19 protein-coding genes and 1 riboswitch are annotated in these 18,559 nt (G+C 47.7%); of the genes, 11 read left to right on the forward strand and 8 right to left on the reverse strand.

What is annotated here, in order from left to right; all coding sequences use genetic code 11:
* Positions 1–99: 99 nt before the first annotated feature.
* Positions 100–327, reverse strand: coding sequence for a type II toxin-antitoxin system Phd/YefM family antitoxin (locus tag EYB58_RS11460; RefSeq protein ID WP_163354369.1), 228 nt, complete (start codon positions 325–327; stop codon positions 100–102).
* A gap of 18 nt (positions 328–345) precedes the next feature.
* The gene (locus tag EYB58_RS11465; RefSeq protein ID WP_111952993.1) at positions 346–738 is read right to left on the reverse strand and encodes a type II toxin-antitoxin system VapC family toxin; all 393 of its coding nucleotides are present in this window, start codon (positions 736–738) and stop codon (positions 346–348) included.
* Between the two features lie 176 nt (positions 739–914).
* On the opposite strand from EYB58_RS11465, the gene EYB58_RS11470 reads away from it, so the two are divergent.
* Positions 915–1,496 (forward strand): ABC transporter permease, encoded by a 582-nt coding sequence (locus EYB58_RS11470; protein ID WP_111952995.1) that lies wholly within the window; start codon positions 915–917, stop codon positions 1,494–1,496.
* A 48-nt stretch (positions 1,497–1,544) separates the two neighbouring features.
* Here EYB58_RS11470 and EYB58_RS11475 read toward each other — a convergent pair whose 3' ends face one another.
* The 6 genes from EYB58_RS11475 to EYB58_RS11500 all read right to left on the reverse strand — a co-directional run bounded on the left by EYB58_RS11475 (position 1,545) and on the right by EYB58_RS11500 (position 8,051).
* Positions 1,545–1,961, reverse strand: a complete 417-nt coding sequence (locus EYB58_RS11475) for a hypothetical protein (RefSeq protein WP_111952997.1) — start codon at positions 1,959–1,961, stop codon at positions 1,545–1,547.
* A gap of 94 nt (positions 1,962–2,055) precedes the next feature.
* A complete protein-coding gene (locus EYB58_RS11480) occupies positions 2,056–5,760 on the reverse strand; it encodes a PilC/PilY family type IV pilus protein (protein WP_111952999.1) in 3,705 nt (1,234 codons plus the stop codon).
* Positions 5,761–5,793: 33 nt separating this feature from the next.
* Positions 5,794–6,300, reverse strand: a complete 507-nt coding sequence (locus EYB58_RS11485) for a pilus assembly PilX family protein (protein WP_111953001.1) — start codon at positions 6,298–6,300, stop codon at positions 5,794–5,796.
* Positions 6,300–6,749 carry a type IV pilus modification PilV family protein gene (locus EYB58_RS11490; protein WP_111953003.1) on the reverse strand — a complete coding sequence of 150 codons (450 nt, stop codon included), beginning with the start codon at positions 6,747–6,749 and terminating at the stop codon, positions 6,300–6,302. The genes EYB58_RS11485 and EYB58_RS11490 overlap by 1 nt, the downstream gene beginning before the upstream one ends.
* Positions 6,750–6,762: 13 nt before the next feature.
* Positions 6,763–7,452 carry a PilW family protein gene (locus EYB58_RS11495; protein ID WP_111953005.1) on the reverse strand — a complete coding sequence of 230 codons (690 nt, stop codon included), beginning with the start codon at positions 7,450–7,452 and terminating at the stop codon, positions 6,763–6,765.
* Complete coding sequence (locus EYB58_RS11500) at positions 7,443–8,051, reverse strand: GspH/FimT family pseudopilin (RefSeq protein WP_111953007.1); 609 nt, start codon at positions 8,049–8,051, stop codon at positions 7,443–7,445. The genes EYB58_RS11495 and EYB58_RS11500 overlap by 10 nt, the downstream gene beginning before the upstream one ends.
* A gap of 460 nt (positions 8,052–8,511) precedes the next feature.
* Positions 8,512–8,623, forward strand: a riboswitch (TPP riboswitch).
* 80 nt (positions 8,624–8,703) lie between these two features.
* Between EYB58_RS11500 and thiC the strand changes: the two genes are divergently transcribed.
* The 10 genes from thiC to argF all read left to right on the forward strand — a co-directional run bounded on the left by thiC (position 8,704) and on the right by argF (position 18,550).
* A complete protein-coding gene (gene thiC / locus EYB58_RS11505) occupies positions 8,704–9,990 on the forward strand; it encodes a phosphomethylpyrimidine synthase ThiC (protein WP_111953009.1) in 1,287 nt (428 codons plus the stop codon).
* Positions 9,991–10,210: 220 nt separating this feature from the next.
* On the forward strand, positions 10,211–10,726 hold the full coding sequence (locus tag EYB58_RS11510; protein ID WP_111953011.1) for a hypothetical protein: 516 nt from the start codon (positions 10,211–10,213) through the stop codon (positions 10,724–10,726).
* Positions 10,726–11,931 (forward strand): bifunctional phosphopantothenoylcysteine decarboxylase/phosphopantothenate--cysteine ligase CoaBC, encoded by a 1,206-nt coding sequence (gene coaBC / locus EYB58_RS11515; RefSeq protein WP_111953013.1) that lies wholly within the window; start codon positions 10,726–10,728, stop codon positions 11,929–11,931. The genes EYB58_RS11510 and coaBC overlap by 1 nt, the downstream gene beginning before the upstream one ends.
* Positions 11,932–11,935: 4 nt before the next feature.
* Complete coding sequence (locus EYB58_RS11520; RefSeq protein WP_111953197.1) at positions 11,936–12,532, forward strand: uracil-DNA glycosylase; 597 nt, start codon at positions 11,936–11,938, stop codon at positions 12,530–12,532.
* Positions 12,504–13,418: a tyrosine recombinase XerC gene (locus tag EYB58_RS11525; protein ID WP_423201846.1), complete on the forward strand. Its 915-nt coding sequence runs from the start codon at positions 12,504–12,506 to the stop codon at positions 13,416–13,418. Before EYB58_RS11520 ends, EYB58_RS11525 begins: the two co-directional genes overlap by 29 nt.
* 80 nt (positions 13,419–13,498) lie before the next feature.
* The gene (hslV, locus tag EYB58_RS11530; RefSeq protein WP_111953017.1) at positions 13,499–14,044 is read left to right on the forward strand and encodes an ATP-dependent protease subunit HslV; all 546 of its coding nucleotides are present in this window, start codon (positions 13,499–13,501) and stop codon (positions 14,042–14,044) included.
* A 38-nt stretch (positions 14,045–14,082) separates the two neighbouring features.
* The gene (gene hslU, locus EYB58_RS11535) at positions 14,083–15,447 is read left to right on the forward strand and encodes an ATP-dependent protease ATPase subunit HslU (RefSeq protein WP_111953019.1); all 1,365 of its coding nucleotides are present in this window, start codon (positions 14,083–14,085) and stop codon (positions 15,445–15,447) included.
* A complete protein-coding gene (argB, locus tag EYB58_RS11540) occupies positions 15,444–16,328 on the forward strand; it encodes an acetylglutamate kinase (RefSeq protein ID WP_111953021.1) in 885 nt (294 codons plus the stop codon). Before hslU ends, argB begins: the two co-directional genes overlap by 4 nt.
* A gap of 114 nt (positions 16,329–16,442) precedes the next feature.
* The gene (locus EYB58_RS11545; protein ID WP_111953023.1) at positions 16,443–17,639 is read left to right on the forward strand and encodes an aspartate aminotransferase family protein; all 1,197 of its coding nucleotides are present in this window, start codon (positions 16,443–16,445) and stop codon (positions 17,637–17,639) included.
* Positions 17,636–18,550, forward strand: a complete 915-nt coding sequence (argF, locus tag EYB58_RS11550) for an ornithine carbamoyltransferase (RefSeq protein ID WP_111953025.1) — start codon at positions 17,636–17,638, stop codon at positions 18,548–18,550. The genes EYB58_RS11545 and argF overlap by 4 nt, the downstream gene beginning before the upstream one ends.
* The last annotated feature ends 9 nt before the right edge of the window (positions 18,551–18,559 follow it).

The raw sequence follows: 18,559 nt of genomic DNA on the forward strand, positions 1-18,559 counted from the left end.
AACGGTGATTTTGTATTGTGCTACCTGAATTAAAAAAATAGCGGATACCACATAATCACATTGTAAAAATCACAAATCAAGGTTTGACTCCTGCCCTTCTTAAATATAATCCTCCCAGATGTCTGTTACCGGCTTGATAACTTCGTCCGGCGGAACAAGCAGTTTGGGTTTTTCAGAAAGTTGGTTGCGCCAGTCCTGTTTTTTGATGGGGCTTAAATATGCCACTTTTTTTTTGTTATGGGTGACCACGATCTGCTCACCGGATTCAACCCGTTTTAATATTTCAAAAAGTTTTCCCCTCAGGCTGGTTGCTGAGATATTAATCATAGTCATCTCCCTCTTTTTTTATATCCAGAAGGTTTTCACATCATACTGATTTATGGTTTCATCCTTCGTCACAAGTAGGCAATTCCTGTTTAACGCCTGTGCGATCAACAGCCGGTCAAAGGGATCTTTATGCAGATCTGGAAGATTAACGGATTCAATCATTTCCCCGGCTCCGGGAGCCATCAATTTTATGTTGGAACAATCCATCACATTTGACTGCCATTTAGTGACATCTGCCAATTGAATATGACCTTTCTTGACAAGCAGAGCAATTTCCCAAAAAGAAATTGGCGAAACATAAAGATTTTCCATTTCATTTTGTTCATCAAGAAACGAGACGAATTGATTGGAAATATTTTCTTTGTTGACCCAGAAAATCAATGCATGGGTATCTAACAGATAGCTGTCCACTAATCCTCTCTCCTCATTCTCATATTATGTACATGGTTATATAATAATATGTACATATGTATGTGTCAATTACCTGACTGCCGCCCATTATTTGGAACAGGCCACAAAGTTCCCCAAAAGTTCCTCTTACTTGCCCCGTCTGGTGGTACGGCTTCATTAGGTGATCCATCGCCAATATGAAGAGGCTGAAACAGGGGCTTGATGCATTTGTTTTAGGCAAGCTGACCCTTGGCGATCCCACGAAGATCATCAAGGATTTCGGGCTTGGGGCCATATCCATCGGCGGCACCCTTATCGCCATTTTTGTGGGCATTGGTATGGTGTACAAGGAGATGGAAAAGCGCACCATTTACATTATTCTTTCCAAGCTATTGGCCCGGTGGCAGTTTCTCATGGGCAAATATTTAGGGCTCAGCCTGACCATTTTGGTGGAAGTTGCGGTGATGACTGTCTTGTCGTTTGCCCTTTTTTTCTCCGCCTTTTCAAGCCCGTTTTTAAGCGGTATGTTTACCTTGGCCATTTTTATTATTGGGCATTTTACCCAGGATTTGAGACTGCTTGCCAAAGCATCCGAAGACTCTGTGTTTAGGGCCCTGGCAGACGGGGCCTATTATATCCTGCCCAGTCTTGAGCGTCTAAACTACAAGACCCGGGTGGTCCATGATCTGGCCATCCCGGGTCAGGTAAATTGGGTTAAGTTTTATTTATGCGGTCTGCTACGCCGCTCTGATTCTTACGGCTGCTGTGTTAATTTTTGAACGGCGGGATATTACATAAATCTCGCCCCGGATTTTTTGATTTTAAAATCAGTTTAAACTGGATTTGTACATTTGTCTTTGACGCTTGGGTAAAAGGTTCAGAGCTTTTTTAATACCCTTTCCTTTGTATACAATGACTCTATGTGTAATCCAGAGGCCATCCTTTCCCTGGGTTTTCATTTCCACGGTAACCGGAATTCCTTCCTTGATATTGGCTGTGCCGGTTCGGGTTAAAATGGCATTCCCGGATTTGTCATAATTGCCTGTATCAAGGAATATAGCGTTTATGGTGCCAATTCCAATATCATCAATCTGCATATACCGGCTTGAAGCGGACCATTCCTGGACAAGGGCTGTGAATGTCCAGTAGTCAGTCTTTTCCGCCTGCCCGGCCATGCTTAAAGGGCTGCCTGCGGCAAGTATTCCTATAATCATACCGATGATGAACAATTTGCCTGGTTTCATGACCATATCCTTATGAGTTATATTTAAATCGTCAATATTAATAGAATAGGAGATATTCCTAATAGCTGTCAGCTAACAGCCCGCCCTAAGGGCGTTAATTTAAGTCCTGTTGCCACGACTTTAGCGTGGTGTCCTGATCCGGCAGATTTACCTGGATTAGGCCGGGATCACCATCATCATCATCATCATCATCTGAAGAAAGGGGCGCTTCTCCGCTGAGCAACCCTCCTGTCCCACCCACAGCAATATTATTGCCGTAAATGGCAATGGTGTCAGAGGGTCTACCACCGCCAAGATAGAACCCGACGACTTGGTGTTTATCGCCGCTGTCGTCCTCAACTGTTTTATCCGCGTCATCAATGGTCCCGTCTCCATTAATATCAAAGACCGGGTCGCTCAGGGTTTCCCCGGTTTCCCAGTCCACGGCAAGTATCCATGCATCGCCGTTTCCTTCACATACATCTCCGTCGGGAACAAAGGTAACGATAAAGACAATACCTGAGGTAATCAGTGGCTGGGTGATGATACGCTCACTCGGATTGCCGGAGGATGACGTATACAGTTTTATTGCCCAGGGTTTTTCATCGGTTAATGCCGAGTGTGTTGTTGATGGATTGCAGTCCCCGTTTGTGTCAGGGGAACTGCATGAAATGGTCCGGTATGTGTATTTGTCGCTGTCCACATCACCGTCACCATCCATATCAACTCTGTCGCCGTCGGCATCCAGGGAATAGGCTTCCACAATATCTGTTTCCAGCAAGGCCAGGTTGCTTAAGGTATAAGGTGCTGAACCGTCGTCATTGATTGCCGCATTTTTATCATACAACCCGTAAAAATACTGCTGGCTGGTGCTGACCTTGTCCGCCTGTTCCGAGTATTGACCCGTACCGAAATATACCCATAGATTACCGTCACTGTCATATGCGTATGACGGTGTAGCCGATATCGGTGTGCTGTGGTCTGTGTTGCCTGAATTAAAGAGAATGTCGGAATCCGGAACTTCGTTGAACCCAATTCCTGATACACGGTAAAGATTGCCGTATAGATTGCCTATGTAAATATTGTCGTAAATATAGTCGTCATTGTGAGTGTCCACAACAAGGGGGGATGAGGTTTTATCATCAAGGAGGGTGGTAGGTGACAATTTTACCTTATAAATATCGTTACCGTCGGTATCCACCCATACACTGGATTCATTGTAACTTTTTACTGCAAACAGATAGGCCTCTTTGTTGGATTGGTCAGAAGTGCTTTCAGCTTCCCCGGAACCAAAAAAGGTGACCCACCCCGTGGACGGGGTACCGTTTGAAACTCTGGCGGTTACCGGATCGGAGGTGGCAAGTCCCAGCTCGGTATCCGTAAACTCCCATAGAAATTTTGATTTGATATTATCTGCTGCATCAAAATCTTCGCTATGGGTAATGTCAAGGCTGAAAAACGCGCTGCCGCCTTTGCCAAGGCCGGTGGTCAGGATTGTGCGCCACCCGGTGGTTGAATTCACATAAATATCTGCCAGCTCGGGTGAGCCGTCCAGAAGAAATTGGTGGCAGTAAGAGGATGAACACATATCTTGGGCAGGATCGCTTTCAGCATTGGCCAGCTTTGACGCCACAGCATCGGGATAGAATCTCCATTTTTCAACACCGTCTTCCAATTGGAATGCATGGAGTGCTCCGTCGTTGGCCCCGATATAGACCATGGCAGCACGATTGTATACCGTCGAGTTGTATTTGAACGTAAAATAGTCGTCAAATTTGTAATAATAGGGGGGGACACTGCTGACAATGGCCGGGGCTGAATTGATAATATCCCCTAAGTCCTTGCACAAAAAATTGTCCCCTTCAATGGAAGCATCCGTATATTTTGAAACATACCCGCTGGATGAGCTGTCATAGATAAACCCGTTAATGGTGGCAGGCAACACATCCGCAGCCTTCCAAAGGTAATCGCTTTCCAGAACGCCTGTAAATGCGTTGAATTTAGTGGCTGAAAGGTTTCCTGTCCAGTCAGTGGCATCAAAAGAGGCATTTAAAAGGATTGCACCGTCTGTTGCTGAGGTGGAAAGGGCCGGAGATGCGCCATGGAACATCTGGGCTTTGACACTTGATACAATATCGGTCATGGCTGCGATGAATTCTGCCTCGTTCTGGGCCATGAACGGAACAGCTGTGCCGTCTTCCTCTTCGTGCAGATGATACAGGTAGTCGTCTTCACTCTCCTCTCCGGCCGTCTGCATTTTTTGAACAATTCGATCCAGCTGGGTGGCGTTGCTCAGCCCAAAGCCCACGGTAACGACAGTAATCCCTTCATCAATCAGATCTTCCATCACATCGTCTATTTTAGTATTGTTTGTGCCGGTGTTGCCTATGCCGTCCGTTATGATAACAAGTATCCGGGGTTGGCAGGAAACTTGTGTAAAATATTCTTTGTAATAATTGTCTTTTCTGGTTGCCTGAAAATATTCCAGGCCTGCACGCATACAGGGAACCAACGGGGTCCAACCGTTTGCATTGCCGTCATCGGCTTTATCCTGTAACGCGGTTTGGTGGTCGTCATCATGGGTGTGGCAACCGATCCGGTAGTTGGTGTAATAGTTGGATGAGGTGCCGTCGTCGCTAGACGATCCATTTCCTCCGGCCCAGGTGGCAAACCCCCATTCAATGGTCTGGTCTTCGAACAGCTGGGCCAGCACATCTTCTGCAATGGCAATACGGGATTTGTTTTGACCGTTTCCAACACTCATTGAGCTGGACATACTGCCGGATGTGTCCAACTGAACCATGATGGCAGGAGAAACGATGTTTTCTGCAAATAAAGGGATTGAGCCACATGAAGAGGTGGTTGGGACATGTTGAACCGTCAATGAGATCGTCACGGTCAGCGGCGCATTTAACACCGAGCCACCGGAACTTGTAAATGTTATCACCCCGGTATGATTACCTGCTGAAAGGCTTGTGGTATCGAAAGTAACGGTCACGGTATGGGATTCACCGACCTCCAGGGCCGGGACGGGATCGGATACTGAAAGCCAGGTGGAATCGCTGGTTGCAGTGCCTGTGCTGGTGGCATCGGACACCCCGGAATTCGTGATGGTAAACGTTATATCTGCTGCATTATAGGCCTGGTAGCAGGAGGCCTCAATGGTGGTGGTGTCTAAGGTCCATAAAGCACCGGAATCGTCGGTTGACGGATCTATTTCGGTTTTGTTTGCGACCGTGCTGTCATTCAGACTGGAATAATAATTGTTGGTGATGAAAAAGCCGTCTATAATGGAATTGGACTCCCGCATGGCGATTTTTAATGTGTGATATCCTGCTGTGTCAACGGTGATGGTGTTATTGCTGCCCACTTGCATGGATTTCGTCCAAACAAAGGAATCGTAATGTCCACCATAGTTCCAGGCCTTCCATGTGTCATCATCCACCGTAAAAAAAATAGAGTCTGCATTGCCGTTGTAACCAATACCGCGCATCCACATGTAGTATGTGTCAGCTTCTGGAAAATATACCCTGTATTCTTTTACTTCGTTGCCGGGAGTGTTGGCAGCATAGCCGGAATTACCAGCTTTAAGAACCTTGCCGCCTTTGGAGTTGCGTATGTTGGTTTTTTTCTGGAAACGGGTGTTCGTATTTGGATTGCTGGCCAGATCCTGGGAACCGGAGTAATTTTCTGCTTCAATATAAGTCCCTTCAGGATCAATAATGGACGATGCCGTTACCGTTTGGGGGCAGACCCCGGCCAAAACAGCTGATAGAAAAATAAAAGATAATAGACGGCGGATGATATACTTTTTTTTCATAGGTTATCCCCTTATGTTTTGCAGATACAATGGTTAGTATCCGACTTGGAATACTTTTTGGACCTGTGTAATCACCTGGGCCTGCCCGTTGGCGTTGCATGTGACTTGATATTGAAAGCTTCTGTATCCTGATGAAAAACCCTGGGCCGGTGCATCAGAATCATAAACAATCTGATACCAGTAGTTCATGTTGTTGATCACCCCGTCTGGGGGCGGGTTCGTGGAAAAATCGTCGTTTGTATTACCGTCTGAGCCGTCGCCGAAATTTCTGACCGTATCATAGTCGATCAGCGTTTTGTTGACTGCATCCGGGGGGGCGTTCAGTGCATTCAAAAAGGGACCGGCCTGTTTCCACCCGGAGTCGGCGATGATAAACCGCTGCCTTGCCATACGTTCATTACCTGTAATTTTAAGTTCAAAACTGGTGGTGTTGATGGCTGCTGTACCCATCATCGTTAAAAGGGCAAGGACAAGCAGGGTAATGACCAGGGCAAACCCCTGCTCATCCTTTAACTGATCATGGATTAACACACGTTGCATCAGTAAACCTCACTTTTTAAGAAGTTGACGGTCAGGGTTTTTGCGGTAGCATCTGTGTAGGTCATTGTCAGCGTTACGAATTTAATGTCGCTTTCATCATCCTCGTCTGTGGTGCCGTCCCCGTCATTGTCCACAGTGTCTGTATTGGACCATTGGGTGACGTTCCAGGTGGCTGCGGATATGGATCCGGGTAGAACGAATCCGGTCAGTTCACTGATCGTATGAGCACCGACGTCAAACACTGCATCAGAATAGCTTTGGTTGGTCAGGGTTTCATATATGTTTTCTCCGGTAGACCCTGCAATGGTCAGTTTGTTGGCGGATGCATTGCCACGGGTGGAACTGATATGCATGGTATTGATGGCTAAAATGCCCACAGCCAGGACCATCATGGCAATCATAGCCTCAATCAGGGTGAATCCGTTCTGGTTTTTTATGATTGTTTTCATGGCACATCCACTCCTATAATCCTAAATTGCGGCAGCGAATTCTAAGTGTTCGGAGCCGGCGCCTGTAATTGTCGTTGTACGGCCCCCACGTCTGCCCGGAGGGGGACGGGGGTTTATATTGGGTTGTATTGGTAAAACTTGTGTCTTTTTTTGGGGATGCGGCAAGAATAGTGATCTGTACGCTTCTAACGTCAGAAGGAGTGGCCGTCACTGCTTCATTGCTGTCTATGTAAAGGAATTCTACGGCCTGGATCTGTTCGGCAATGTCCTGATACCCGCCCCCGCCAGCCTTAATGACAATATTCACAGGGTCTGGTACTCCGTCCCCGTCACTGTCTGCTTCGGGAATACCGTTCCCGTCCGCATCGACGGAGGGTTCCAGGCCAATAACAAAGGTTTCATCCGAATCCAAAACGCCATCCCCGTCAGTATCTGTTTCAAACTGGATTCTTCCTGCATTTGTGGGGGTGACGGAAAAATTTCCGCTGGCCGTGGGATCATAACCGGCCATGCGAAGGTCAATGGCGATTATTGAAAACGCGGCCCGTAGATTTTGTTGCATTTCAGCCACCTGGTCTTGGGTATAGTAAGCTTTTTGCTGGGATAAATAGGTGGCATAGGCCGCCCCTGTAATCATTGCACCGATGACCAGGGTCATCATTAATTCGATCAGGGTAAATCCCTTCTGGTTGTTTACGGCCATTCTGGTCCACCCCATTTTAGTAGTTTGACTAATCCACTGGACAGTGTACCTACGGCATAGGTCGTGCCGTTGTTCGGGTTGGTAAGGTAGACATATCCGGCATTTCCTATGCCACTTGAGTTAACAACGAGAACATTATTTGGTGATGGATAGGTAATGAAATCACCAAAGGTCGAGCCTACAGGCGTGGTTGCATTTCCATTGCCAAATTGAACTCTGTTTTTATACGTCGGTGACAGCAGCGACACGCTTCGTTCAATGACGTTATCGCCTGTTCCGGTCATATCCCCGGCAGAGTCCCAGTCGTCATCAGCACCTTTATCACTGCAAATGTAGTAACAGCTGTTGGTCGTATCAAAAACAATGGCCGCACTGGCATTCTGCTTAACCGCAATCATGCGGGCCTCCTGCATAGCCGAATACAGGTCCCTTGCCGCAGATTTGACGCTTAAGTTGTCAAACCAGAGCATCAGGTTCGGAACAGCCATTGACGCGGAAACTCCAATAATCGCAATGACAATCATCATTTCAATCAGTGTAAATCCGCCATTATGCTGTTGTTGTCCGGGAATCATTCTCTTTAAAGATCTTTTAATCATGTTATCTTATCTTTTATTTGTTGTTTATATCTATATTATCCCGGCAGGGTGTCAATCATCAGGCTATAATCGGGAAAAATCGTCATTTGGGGCCGGATTTTATAAATACGCTGAATGGTAAAGCAAAAATCATTCCAATCAGCCTCGTCGTTAACGGGATCTTGAATAAATCGCCTTATTCTTTACCATACATTAATACGCGTGTCTCGGGTATGGTTCAACCTATATATCTGTATCTAAAGTTCGGCTTTTTCTTAAGAAATATTTAATTTTTTCGGATGTTAGCCAGGCAAAATGCATAGAAATTGCTTGACGTCATGGTTAAATTTCACCAAAACCATTAAATAAAATTAATACTACAGGTGTCATTGGTTTTCAATCATTGTTTTAACCGTGTCGAAAATCTGGTCTCAGGATCAAGACATTGACAGAACCTTCCGAATCAAGTATTTGATATTTTAGTTGATCACGGGGGTGCTTTCGTAAAAGCTGAGAGAAGTTGGCTCAAGACTTCAACCCTTGGAACCTGATCCGGTTCGTACCGGCGTAGGGAAAGTGATTGAAGCTTTGGCATAGAGCTTGTTTGTCATTTTCCCGCCTTTTCCGTTTCAGTTTCCCTGCCCAAAAATAAATATAAACAGGAGATGTACACATGTCACAGTCATATACGACTCAGATGGATGCAGCCAGAAAAGGTATTCTCACCCCGCAGATGGAACAGGTGCTCGCCAATGAACCCATCTCAAAACAGGAGCTGATGGAGGGCCTTGCCGAGGGCAGGATTGCTATCCCTGCCAATAAAAATCATTTAAACCTGAAAGCAGCAGGCGTGGGAAAAGGGCTTAAAACTAAAATTAACGTTAATTTAGGCGTATCCAAAGATGTCTGCTGTTTTGATTCAGAATTAAATAAAGCGAAGTTGGCGATAGAGTACCAGGCAGATGCCGTCATGGACCTGAGTGTATCCGGCGAGACTGAAAAATTTCGAAAGCGTCTGGTGGAACAAATTCCCGTGATGATCGGTACGGTGCCTATTTATGACACCTTAACCCGTACTGGAAAGCCCACAGAAGAGATAACCCTGGAAGATTGGTTTGAAACCGTTGAGATTCATGCCGCCAACGGGATTGATTTCATTACTATCCATGCCGGGCTCAATCAAAAATGCGCCCGAAGCATTAAGGCGAATCCCAGGCTTTGCGGAATTGTCAGCCGGGGTGGGGCTATTCTGTTTGAATGGATGGAAAAAACCGGCAATGAAAATCCCTTTTATGAACACTTTGACCGGCTCCTGGACATTTGTCAGGCCCATGATGTCTGCATCAGCCTGGGGGATGGACTCAGGCCGGGTGCGATAAAAGATTCAACAGATGCCCCCCAGATCGAGGAGCTGATCACCTTGGGAGAACTGACCAAGCAGGCCTGGGAAAAAAACGTACAGGTTATGATTGAGGGACCTGGTCACGTGCCGCTGCATGAGATAGAAATGAACATGAAACTTCAGAAAAAGCTTTGCCACAACGCCCCGTTTTATGTGCTTGGCCCCTTGGTTACCGACATTGCCCCCGGCTACGACCATATCACGTCAGCCATTGGCGGTGCCCTGGCCGCCATGCATGGTGCCGACTTTTTATGTTATGTCACCCCTGCTGAACATCTGCGACTGCCAACCGCAGACGATGTTAAACAAGGTATTATTGCATCCCGGATCGCCGCCCATGCCGGAGATTTGGCCAAAGGGCTTAAAGATGCTGAGATTATAGACCATAAAATGAGCAAAGCCCGGGGGGCCCTGGACTGGGAGGGGCAGTTCGATTGCGCCCTGGACCCGGAAAAGGCCAGGGAATACCGCAAGTCGTCCCAGCCTGGGGAAAAAGAAGTCTGTACCATGTGCGGTGATTTTTGCGCTGTTAAACGTGTGGGGGCTCTGCTTGGATAGCGGCTTCATCCTGACAAGTTGCATCAATCGTTTTATATTCATGCGTCAGTACTGAAGTTAGGATTATTGAAACAATAAAATCCACTATATGGTTTGTCTTTCCAACCGTATTTGTGGATTTTAAAATTTTTATGGCCCTTAATGACATTGAATTGACATTTAAGGGGATTAGTTTTAGAAGAAATAACATTTGAGGTAACGGATAATTGGGAGAAAATTAATGCACATTCGTCATTGTCTACCATCAACCTTTTTAATTTGTTTGATCTTTACCGCCTTTATTTTTGTTTCAGGGTGCGGGGTTTTTCAGGGGGCGTCTGCCCCGGAACAGGGTCAATCCACCCAGTCGGAAGTTGAGACTAAACCCCTTGCAATTTACCATGATTTTGAGGATGTGCTGGTGCCCGAGGAATTGACAATTATAAAAAACCGCACGGTCGTGGTCTCAACACCCGGATTTAGATCCGGAATCCTTACCCTTAGGGGGCGGGTGGAGTCCAATTCTCTATATAACTTTTTTTCCATAAATATGGAAAAGGACAACTGGGAGGTCATTTCCAGGATTAAAGCTCCGGAAACCACCATCATGGTATATCAAAAGGCCACCCGATGCGCTGTGATTACAATCCGTGAAGAACAGATCTATACTTATGTTGAAATCGGAATAGCCCCGACTTTGCGCGACGTCTCCGAAACTCCGATAAACAGTGGGACCTTAAATGACGGGACCTATTGATGACATTGAATGGCAAACACATTTTTTTAGGTGTGACCGGCGGAATAGCTGCGTATAAATGCGTTGAATTGCTTCGGCTTTTCAAAAAGGCCGGGGCCGATGTGGTTGTAGGCATGACCCGGGCAGCCACCCGGTTTGTGGGGCCTGCCACCTTTGAGGTGCTCTCGGAAAACCCGGTGCTGGTGGATTTGTGGGAAGGACCCGGCTCCGGGGTTTCCCACATTGAAGTGGCGTCAACGTCGGATCTTGCCGTTATCGCACCTGCCACGGCCAACTGCATCGGCAAGTTGGCCCACGGTATTGCCGACGATGCGTTGACCACGACGATGCTGGCCATGACCTGCCCTGTCTTGATCTGCCCGTCCATGAATACGGACATGTACCAGAATATGCGGGTGCAGAAAAATCTGGATCTGCTGGAAGAAACAGGCATTCACATTCTGGACCCGGATTCAGGGGCACTTGCCTGTAAAACCACAGGTGCCGGGCGCCTGCCTGAACCCTGGTTTATTTTTGACCGGGCCTGTACCTTTTTCTATAAGAATGATCTTAAAGGAAAAACCGTTTTGGTTTCTGCAGGGCCCACGGTGGAGCCCCTTGACCCGGTGCGGTTTATAAGCAACCACTCCTCGGGTAAAATGGGGTATGCCATTGCCGGGGCTGCGGAAAAAAGAGGTGCCAAGGTTATCCTTGTGTCCGGGCCAGTCAGCCTTGATCCGCCTGTCGGTGTGGCGTGTGTACCTGTAGGGTCCTGCGATCAGATGTATGATGCTATGTTTGATCACCTGGATCAGGCCGATATCATTATTAAAGTCGCGGCTGTGGGGGATTTTAAACCTGTTTCGGTCAATGCCCATAAAATTAAAAAAACTGGTGACCAGGATCAGGATCATATGACTCTTGAGTTGATCCAGAACAAGGATATTTTAAAAGCCATTGGGCTCAAAAAACGAAAAGATCAGTACCTGGTCGGCTTTGCTGCGGAAACCCGTGATCTTGAAACCTATGCGGTGGGCAAAATGGAAAAAAAACACCTGGACATGATTGCGGCCAACATTGTGGGCAAAAGCGGTTCCGGTTTCAAAGCGGATACCAACAAAGTCAAGCTGTTTACCCGGGACGGCCACGTAACGGATCTGCCTTTGATGACTAAGGAGAAGGTGGCCCACGCCATTCTGGATGCTGTTGTCCAGGCGATTTCTTGAACCCATGGATATTTCTAACGGAAAAGCTGCCCAACATTCAGACTGCGGTCATGGGGTTGTCCAGGCCCTCAATGCGTTAAGCCGGTTTCTGAAATTTCAAAAAAGTTTGGGTAACCAGTCCATGACTTTGGGCCGGGATGCTTTTCATCTCCTTGATCTATGGGGTACTCCGTCATGGCCGCCACCGCCCTTTGTTGCCCAGGGTCCTGAGGATGCGAAAATCGTTCTGGTGGACAGTGAGGGGTCCTTTTTTAACGGACAACCCGGCAACCTTTTGGTAAAGATGCTTTCAGCCATGCATCTTGCTCCTTCAGATGTGTATATCTGCAATGCTGCTGACAATACGCTGCTTACCCGGCATATATTAGTGCATAAACCTATTGTCGTGGTGGCATTAGGCGAGAAAGCCTGCCGGATGACCAAAGGCACGGGTGAACCTCTGGCAAAAATCCGGGGGGATTTTTTTCAATGCCACGGGGTGCCGGTTATGGCCACCCATCACCCTGGGGCACTTTTGAAAAACTCTGCCCTGAAACGTCAGGCCTGGGATGATCTCAAACAGGTCATGGCCTTTGCAGGACTGGACCACCATGATTCTTGACGACTATCTGAGTACCCTGGAAGCTGAAAAAGGGTATTCTGTTCATACGCTTCGGGCTTATTTTACGGATATAAAAAGCTTTATCCTTTTTTATCTGGACACCTGCAACTGCAAGGATGAAAATTGGCAACAGGCCTTTGAACAAAAAGTTCAACAGGTGGACAAGATGATTGTGCGCAGATATCTTGCCGTCCAGACCGCCTTGAAAAAAAGTAAAAAAACCCTTTCACGGCGGCTATCCGCCTTAAAATCTTTTTTTGATTACCTGGTCCGGTCCGGTCTGATCGTGTTGAATCCTGCGGATGCCATCCCCTTTCCAAAACTTGAGAAAATCCTTCCCAAGGCCATGGGTATTGATGATATCTTCAGGCTGTTGGATACCATGAAAACTGATACCTGGATGGAGCGGCGCAATCTTGCCATGTTTGAGACTTTTTATTCCACAGGTATGCGAATCGGCGAGCTTCACATGCTAAATATTCAGGATATCGATTTTAATGCCGGTCTGGTTCGGGTTTTAGGCAAGGGAAACAAGACGCGCATCATGCCCGTGGGCAGGCGTGCCCTTGATGCCGTCCAAACCTACCGGGCTGATCTCAAAGAAAATTTTTCTGCCGTATTTTTAAATAAAGATTTTGGAAGGCTTGGCAGGCGCTCCATTCGGCGCATTCTTGATAAGGTGGTCATGGAATGCGGTTTAGGCGTAAAAATATCACCCCACACCCTGCGGCATACCTTTGCCACTCATATGCTGGATTCCGGCGCAGATCTTCGGGGTATTCAGGAGATTCTAGGCCATGCCAGCCTGTCCACCACCCAGATCTATACCCATGTGAGCATGGATCGCCTGATGGCCGTTTACGACAAAGCCCATCCCCGAAGATAAATGTCTTATCAAATTAAACAAAAAAACCAGACTGTTGGCTGATTTTAGCGGCGAACAGAATCAGGAGAAATGGATATTATATGGATAATCAACAATTTCACGGTACCACAATTCTTGCCATTAGAACCGGAGACATGGTAGTGGTTGCAGGTGATGGACAGGTGACGCTAGGCCATGTTGTAACAAAACATAAAGCCCGGAAGGTCAGGCGGATCTATAACAATCGGATTCTTACAGGATTTGCAGGCGCCACCGCCGATGCCCTGACCCTGGCTGAAAAGCTTGAGGAAAAACTGGATCAGTACAGTGGCAGCTTAACCCGGGCCTGTGTGGAACTTGCCCGGGAGTGGCGTACGGATAAATATCTTCGCCGTCTTGAGGCCATGATGATTGCAGCGGATAAAGAAAACCTGTATCTTCTATCAGGTAACGGGGATGTGATTGAACCGGATGAAGGCGTCATCAGCATCGGGTCCGGCAGCACCGCAGCCCAGGCTGCCGCCACGGCCCTGATTGAAAATACGGATCTTTTACCTGTGCAGATTGTGGAAAAAGCCATGAAAATTGCCGCAGATATCTGTATATACACCAATCACCATGTAACCATTGAAACGATAGAAAATTAATAACTAATATCCAAACACTAACCATTGGAAATAAGTGAATGAAGGATTTAAAACCTCACCAAATTGTAACGGAACTGGATAAGTATATTATCGGCCAGAATGACGCTAAAAAATCGGTGGCAGTGGCTTTGAGAAACCGCTGGCGACGACGGCAGCTGGAACCGGTTCTCCAGGAAGAGATTGCACCTAAAAATATCATCCTCATCGGTCCCACAGGGGTTGGCAAAACCGAGATTGCCCGCCGTCTTGCCAATTTGACGGATTCTCCTTTTTACAAGGTGGAGGCATCCAAATTCACCGAGGTGGGATATGTGGGCCGGGACGTGGAATCCATGATCCGGGACCTGGTGGAACTCACCGTGAACATGCTCAAAGGCCGCCAGCAGGAGGCGGTTCAGGAAAAGGCGCTGAAAATCGCCCGGGAGCGGGTGCTTGATATCCTTTTGCCTTCCCCAAAAAACAGTCCGGTATTCGGGCTTGACACAAAGGATGATGCGTCCCAAACGCCTGATGAGAAGCCTTCGGAACATACCCGGGAAAAGCTTGGTAAAATGCTTGATGACGGCAAGCTTGACGACCGTAAAATAGATATTGATGTCCAGGAAAAAAACTTGCCCATGGTGGAGATTTTTTCGAATGCCGGCATGGAGGAAATGGGTATCAATATGAAGGATATGCTTGGTAATTTCATGCCTAAAAACACCAAGAACCGCAATGTAAAGGTCAAAGAGGCCCTTGCCCTGATTGCCCAGGAGGAGGCGGCCCATCTGGTGGATATGGAAGCGGTGAAAAACGATGCCATTAACCTGGTAGAGCAGTCCGGCATCATTTTCATCGACGAGATTGACAAGATTGCGGGCAAGGGCAAGAGCCATGGACCGGAAGTGTCCAAGGAAGGGGTGCAAAGGGATCTTTTGCCCATTGTGGAAGGCAGTTCCGTGCCCACCAAACACGGTACCGTGAAAACAGATCATATTCTGTTTATTGCATCGGGTGCCTTTCATGTGTCCAAACCTTCGGACCTCATCCCGGAATTGCAGGGTCGGTTTCCCATTCGGGTGGAGCTTTCCTCGTTGGGTGCATCGGAATTTGCCCGTATTCTCACCGAGCCTAAAAATGCCCTGGTACTGCAATATATTGCGTTGCTGCGCACCGAAGGGGTGCAGTTAAGTTTTACCCAGGGCGCTGTGGACAAACTTGCCCAGATTGCCGTTGAGGTGAATGCATCCATGGAAAATATCGGTGCAAGGCGGCTGCATACGCTCATGGAGCGCCTGCTTGAAGAAATTTTATTTGATGCCCCGGATATCGAGGATCCCAGCATCTCCATTGATTCTGATTTCGTTGAAAAACGGTTGTCAGATATTGCCAGGGACCAGGACTTAAGCAGGTATATCCTATGAAAAATACTGTTGCAGACATATTGATAGAGGCCTTGCCGTATATCCGGAAATTTTCCGGAAAAACCGTGGTGATCAAATATGGTGGACACGCCATGGTGGATGAAGATCTGAAAACCAATTTTTCCAAGGACATCAGCCTGCTTAAAACCATCGGGATTAACCCGGTGGTGGTTCATGGCGGCGGTCCCCAGATCAATGAGGTGCTCAAAATCATGGGAATCACCTCCACCTTCATCAAGGGCATGCGGTACACGGATGATGCCACCATGGATGTGGTGGAAATGGTGTTAGGCGGCAAGGTGAACAAGGATGTGGTGTCCCGGATCAATTTGGAAGGCGGACGGGCCGTGGGTCTTTCGGGCAAAGATGCCGGATTGATCCTGGCCGAAAAAATGACTATTTACCACCAGGAAGATGAAAGTAAGCCGCCTGAGATCATTGATCCGGGTATGGTGGGGGATGTGTCCCGTATCAATCCTGAAATCATTCATACGCTCAGCGCCCAGGGTTTTATCCCCATTATTGCGCCGGTGGGGGTGGGCAGCAAAGGTGAAACCTATAATATTAATGCGGATGTGGTGGCGGCAAGGATTGCCAGTGCCCTGAATGCCGAGCGCCTGATCCTTGTCACGGATGTGGACGGGGTGCTGGACAGTGACAAGGCACTTTTCTCATCCCTGAATGAACCCCAGGCCCGGGAAATGATCCGGGATAACCGGATTTCCGGGGGTATGATTCCAAAGGTGGAATGCGGACTTTCCGCCTTGAACGCCGGCGTTAAAAAAGTCCATATCATTAACGGAAAAATCGCCCATGCTGTTCTGCTTGAACTGTTTACGGACTCTGGTATCGGCACACAGTTATTTGCGGGTGACATTTAAATATAACAGCCCCGGGCTGACCTTGGTCTATCGACACCCAGGCTCAGTCCACAACGAAAGTTGAAAAGATCTGTGTCGCTTACACAGACTTTTTATATGAAAAGGAATTATAAAATGAGCATTGAACTTACCCAGGATCATGTGTTTCAGACCTATTCTCGCCAGGGTCGGCCCTTTGTCAAAGGACGGGGTACCAAACTTTATGACGATCAGGGCAATGAATATACCGACTTTTTGGCCGGCATTGCCGTATGTAGCATGGGGCATTGCCACCCGGATATCACCGCAGCCATTTGTGCCCAGGCAGCTACTTTGGTGCATGTGTCCAACCTGTTTTATACAAGGCCCCAGGCCGAACTTGCAAAGGTTCTGACGGAAAAGTCCTTTGCAGACCGCGTATTTTTTGCCAATTCAGGGGCTGAGGCCAACGAGGCTGCCATCAAACTCGCCCGGCGGTTTTTCCAGGCAAAGGGGGAGACCGACAGGTTCAAGATTGTGACCATGCAGCAAAGTTTTCACGGACGGACCATGGCCACGCTGTCCGCCACGGGTCAGGACAAAATCAAAAAGGGCTTTTATCCTCTGCTGGATGGATTTATCCATGTGCCCTTTAATGATATTGAAGCACTGAAAGCTGTTCTGGATGATACGGTGTGCGCGGTGATGATGGAGCCTGTGCAGGGGGAGGGGGGAGTTATCCCTGCCGATCCCGAATATATCAAGGCCGTAAGGCAGCTTTGCACGGATACCGGGACCCTGCTGGTTTTTGATGAAATTCAAACCGGCATGGGCCGTTGCGGCACATTATTCGCCCATGAATCCTATGATGTGACACCTGACATCATGACCCTTGCCAAGGCGCTGGCCAATGGGGTTCCCATCGGCGCCATGCTGGCCACCGAAACGGCTGCCCAGGGGTTTGACATTGGCAGTCACGCCACCACTTTTGGCGGTACTCCCATTGCCACAGCCGCAGGTCTTGAGATGATTCGTTTAATCTGTCAAGAAGGTCTTTTGGCGTCTGTACGTGAAAAAAGCGCCTATTTTCTGGAGCAGCTCAATGTTTTAAAAGAAAAGCATCAAAAAGTGGTGGATGTCAGGGGAAGAGGGCTGCTTCTCGGTATGGAGCTTGATATTTCCAAGGGGAAAACAGCCACAGAGTATGTGTCTGAGTGCTTTAAAAAAGGCTTTATTATTAATGCAATTCAAGATAAAATTCTTAGATTTGCACCGCCCTTGATTATAGGGACCGCCGAAATTAATCAGCTGGTTGCCGTACTGGACAGCCTGTTTGCAGGAGAAGATCATTGAAGAAGGATTTATTGTGTTTACTGGACCTTGAACCCCAGGATTTTGTAACCCTGTTTGAAAGAGCCTTAAGTCTGAAGGCGCGTTATCAAAAAGGTATTTTTGATTCCCTTCTGGCCGGTAAAACTCTGGGCCTTATTTTTGATAAGAAATCCACCCGGACCCGCATTGCATTTGAAACGGCCATGATTCAAATGGGTGGACACTCCATATATATGAGCACCCAGGATACACAGATATCCAGAAATGAGCCGGCAAAGGATACGGCCCGGGTTTTATCCCGGTATATTGACTGTCTGGCCATGAGAACCTTTGACCATGCTTTGGTGGAAGAATTTGCCCAAAGTTCTACGATTCCGGTGATCAACGCTCTGACGGACGCCTTTCATCCCTGCCAGATTTTAAGCGACATCATGACTGTGATTGAACATAAAGGCGGATATGAAAATGTCAGGATCGCCTGGGTGGGGGACGGTAATAACGTGGCAAATTCATGGGTCAATGCCGCAGTTGTGCTGGGGTTGGATCTGATCGTGGCCTGTCCGGACAGCCACCATATCAAGCCTGATATCATTGCCGCATCCGGAGCAGACACAAAAAAAAATATTGTGTTCACCAATGACCCCAAAGAGGCTGTTAAAGGTGCCGATGTTGTATATACCGACGTGTGGGCCAGCATGGGTGAGGAAGACCAGCTTGAAGGCCGGCTTAAGACGTTCGAGGGATTCCAGGTCAATGAGAAACTGCTCAAAGGCGCCAAGGACGACTGTCTGGTGCTTCACTGCCTGCCTGCCCACAGGGGTGAGGAAATTTCCGAATCTGTTTTTGAAGCACAAAATGCAGCGTTCTGGGACCAGGCAGAAAACAAGCGGCATATGCATAAAGCCATTTTGGAGCGCTTGATTTTATCATAAAGGTTTTGG

Origin of the sequence: Desulfobacter hydrogenophilus, from assembly GCF_004319545.1 — a bacterium.
GTDB lineage: Bacteria > Desulfobacterota > Desulfobacteria > Desulfobacterales > Desulfobacteraceae > Desulfobacter > Desulfobacter hydrogenophilus.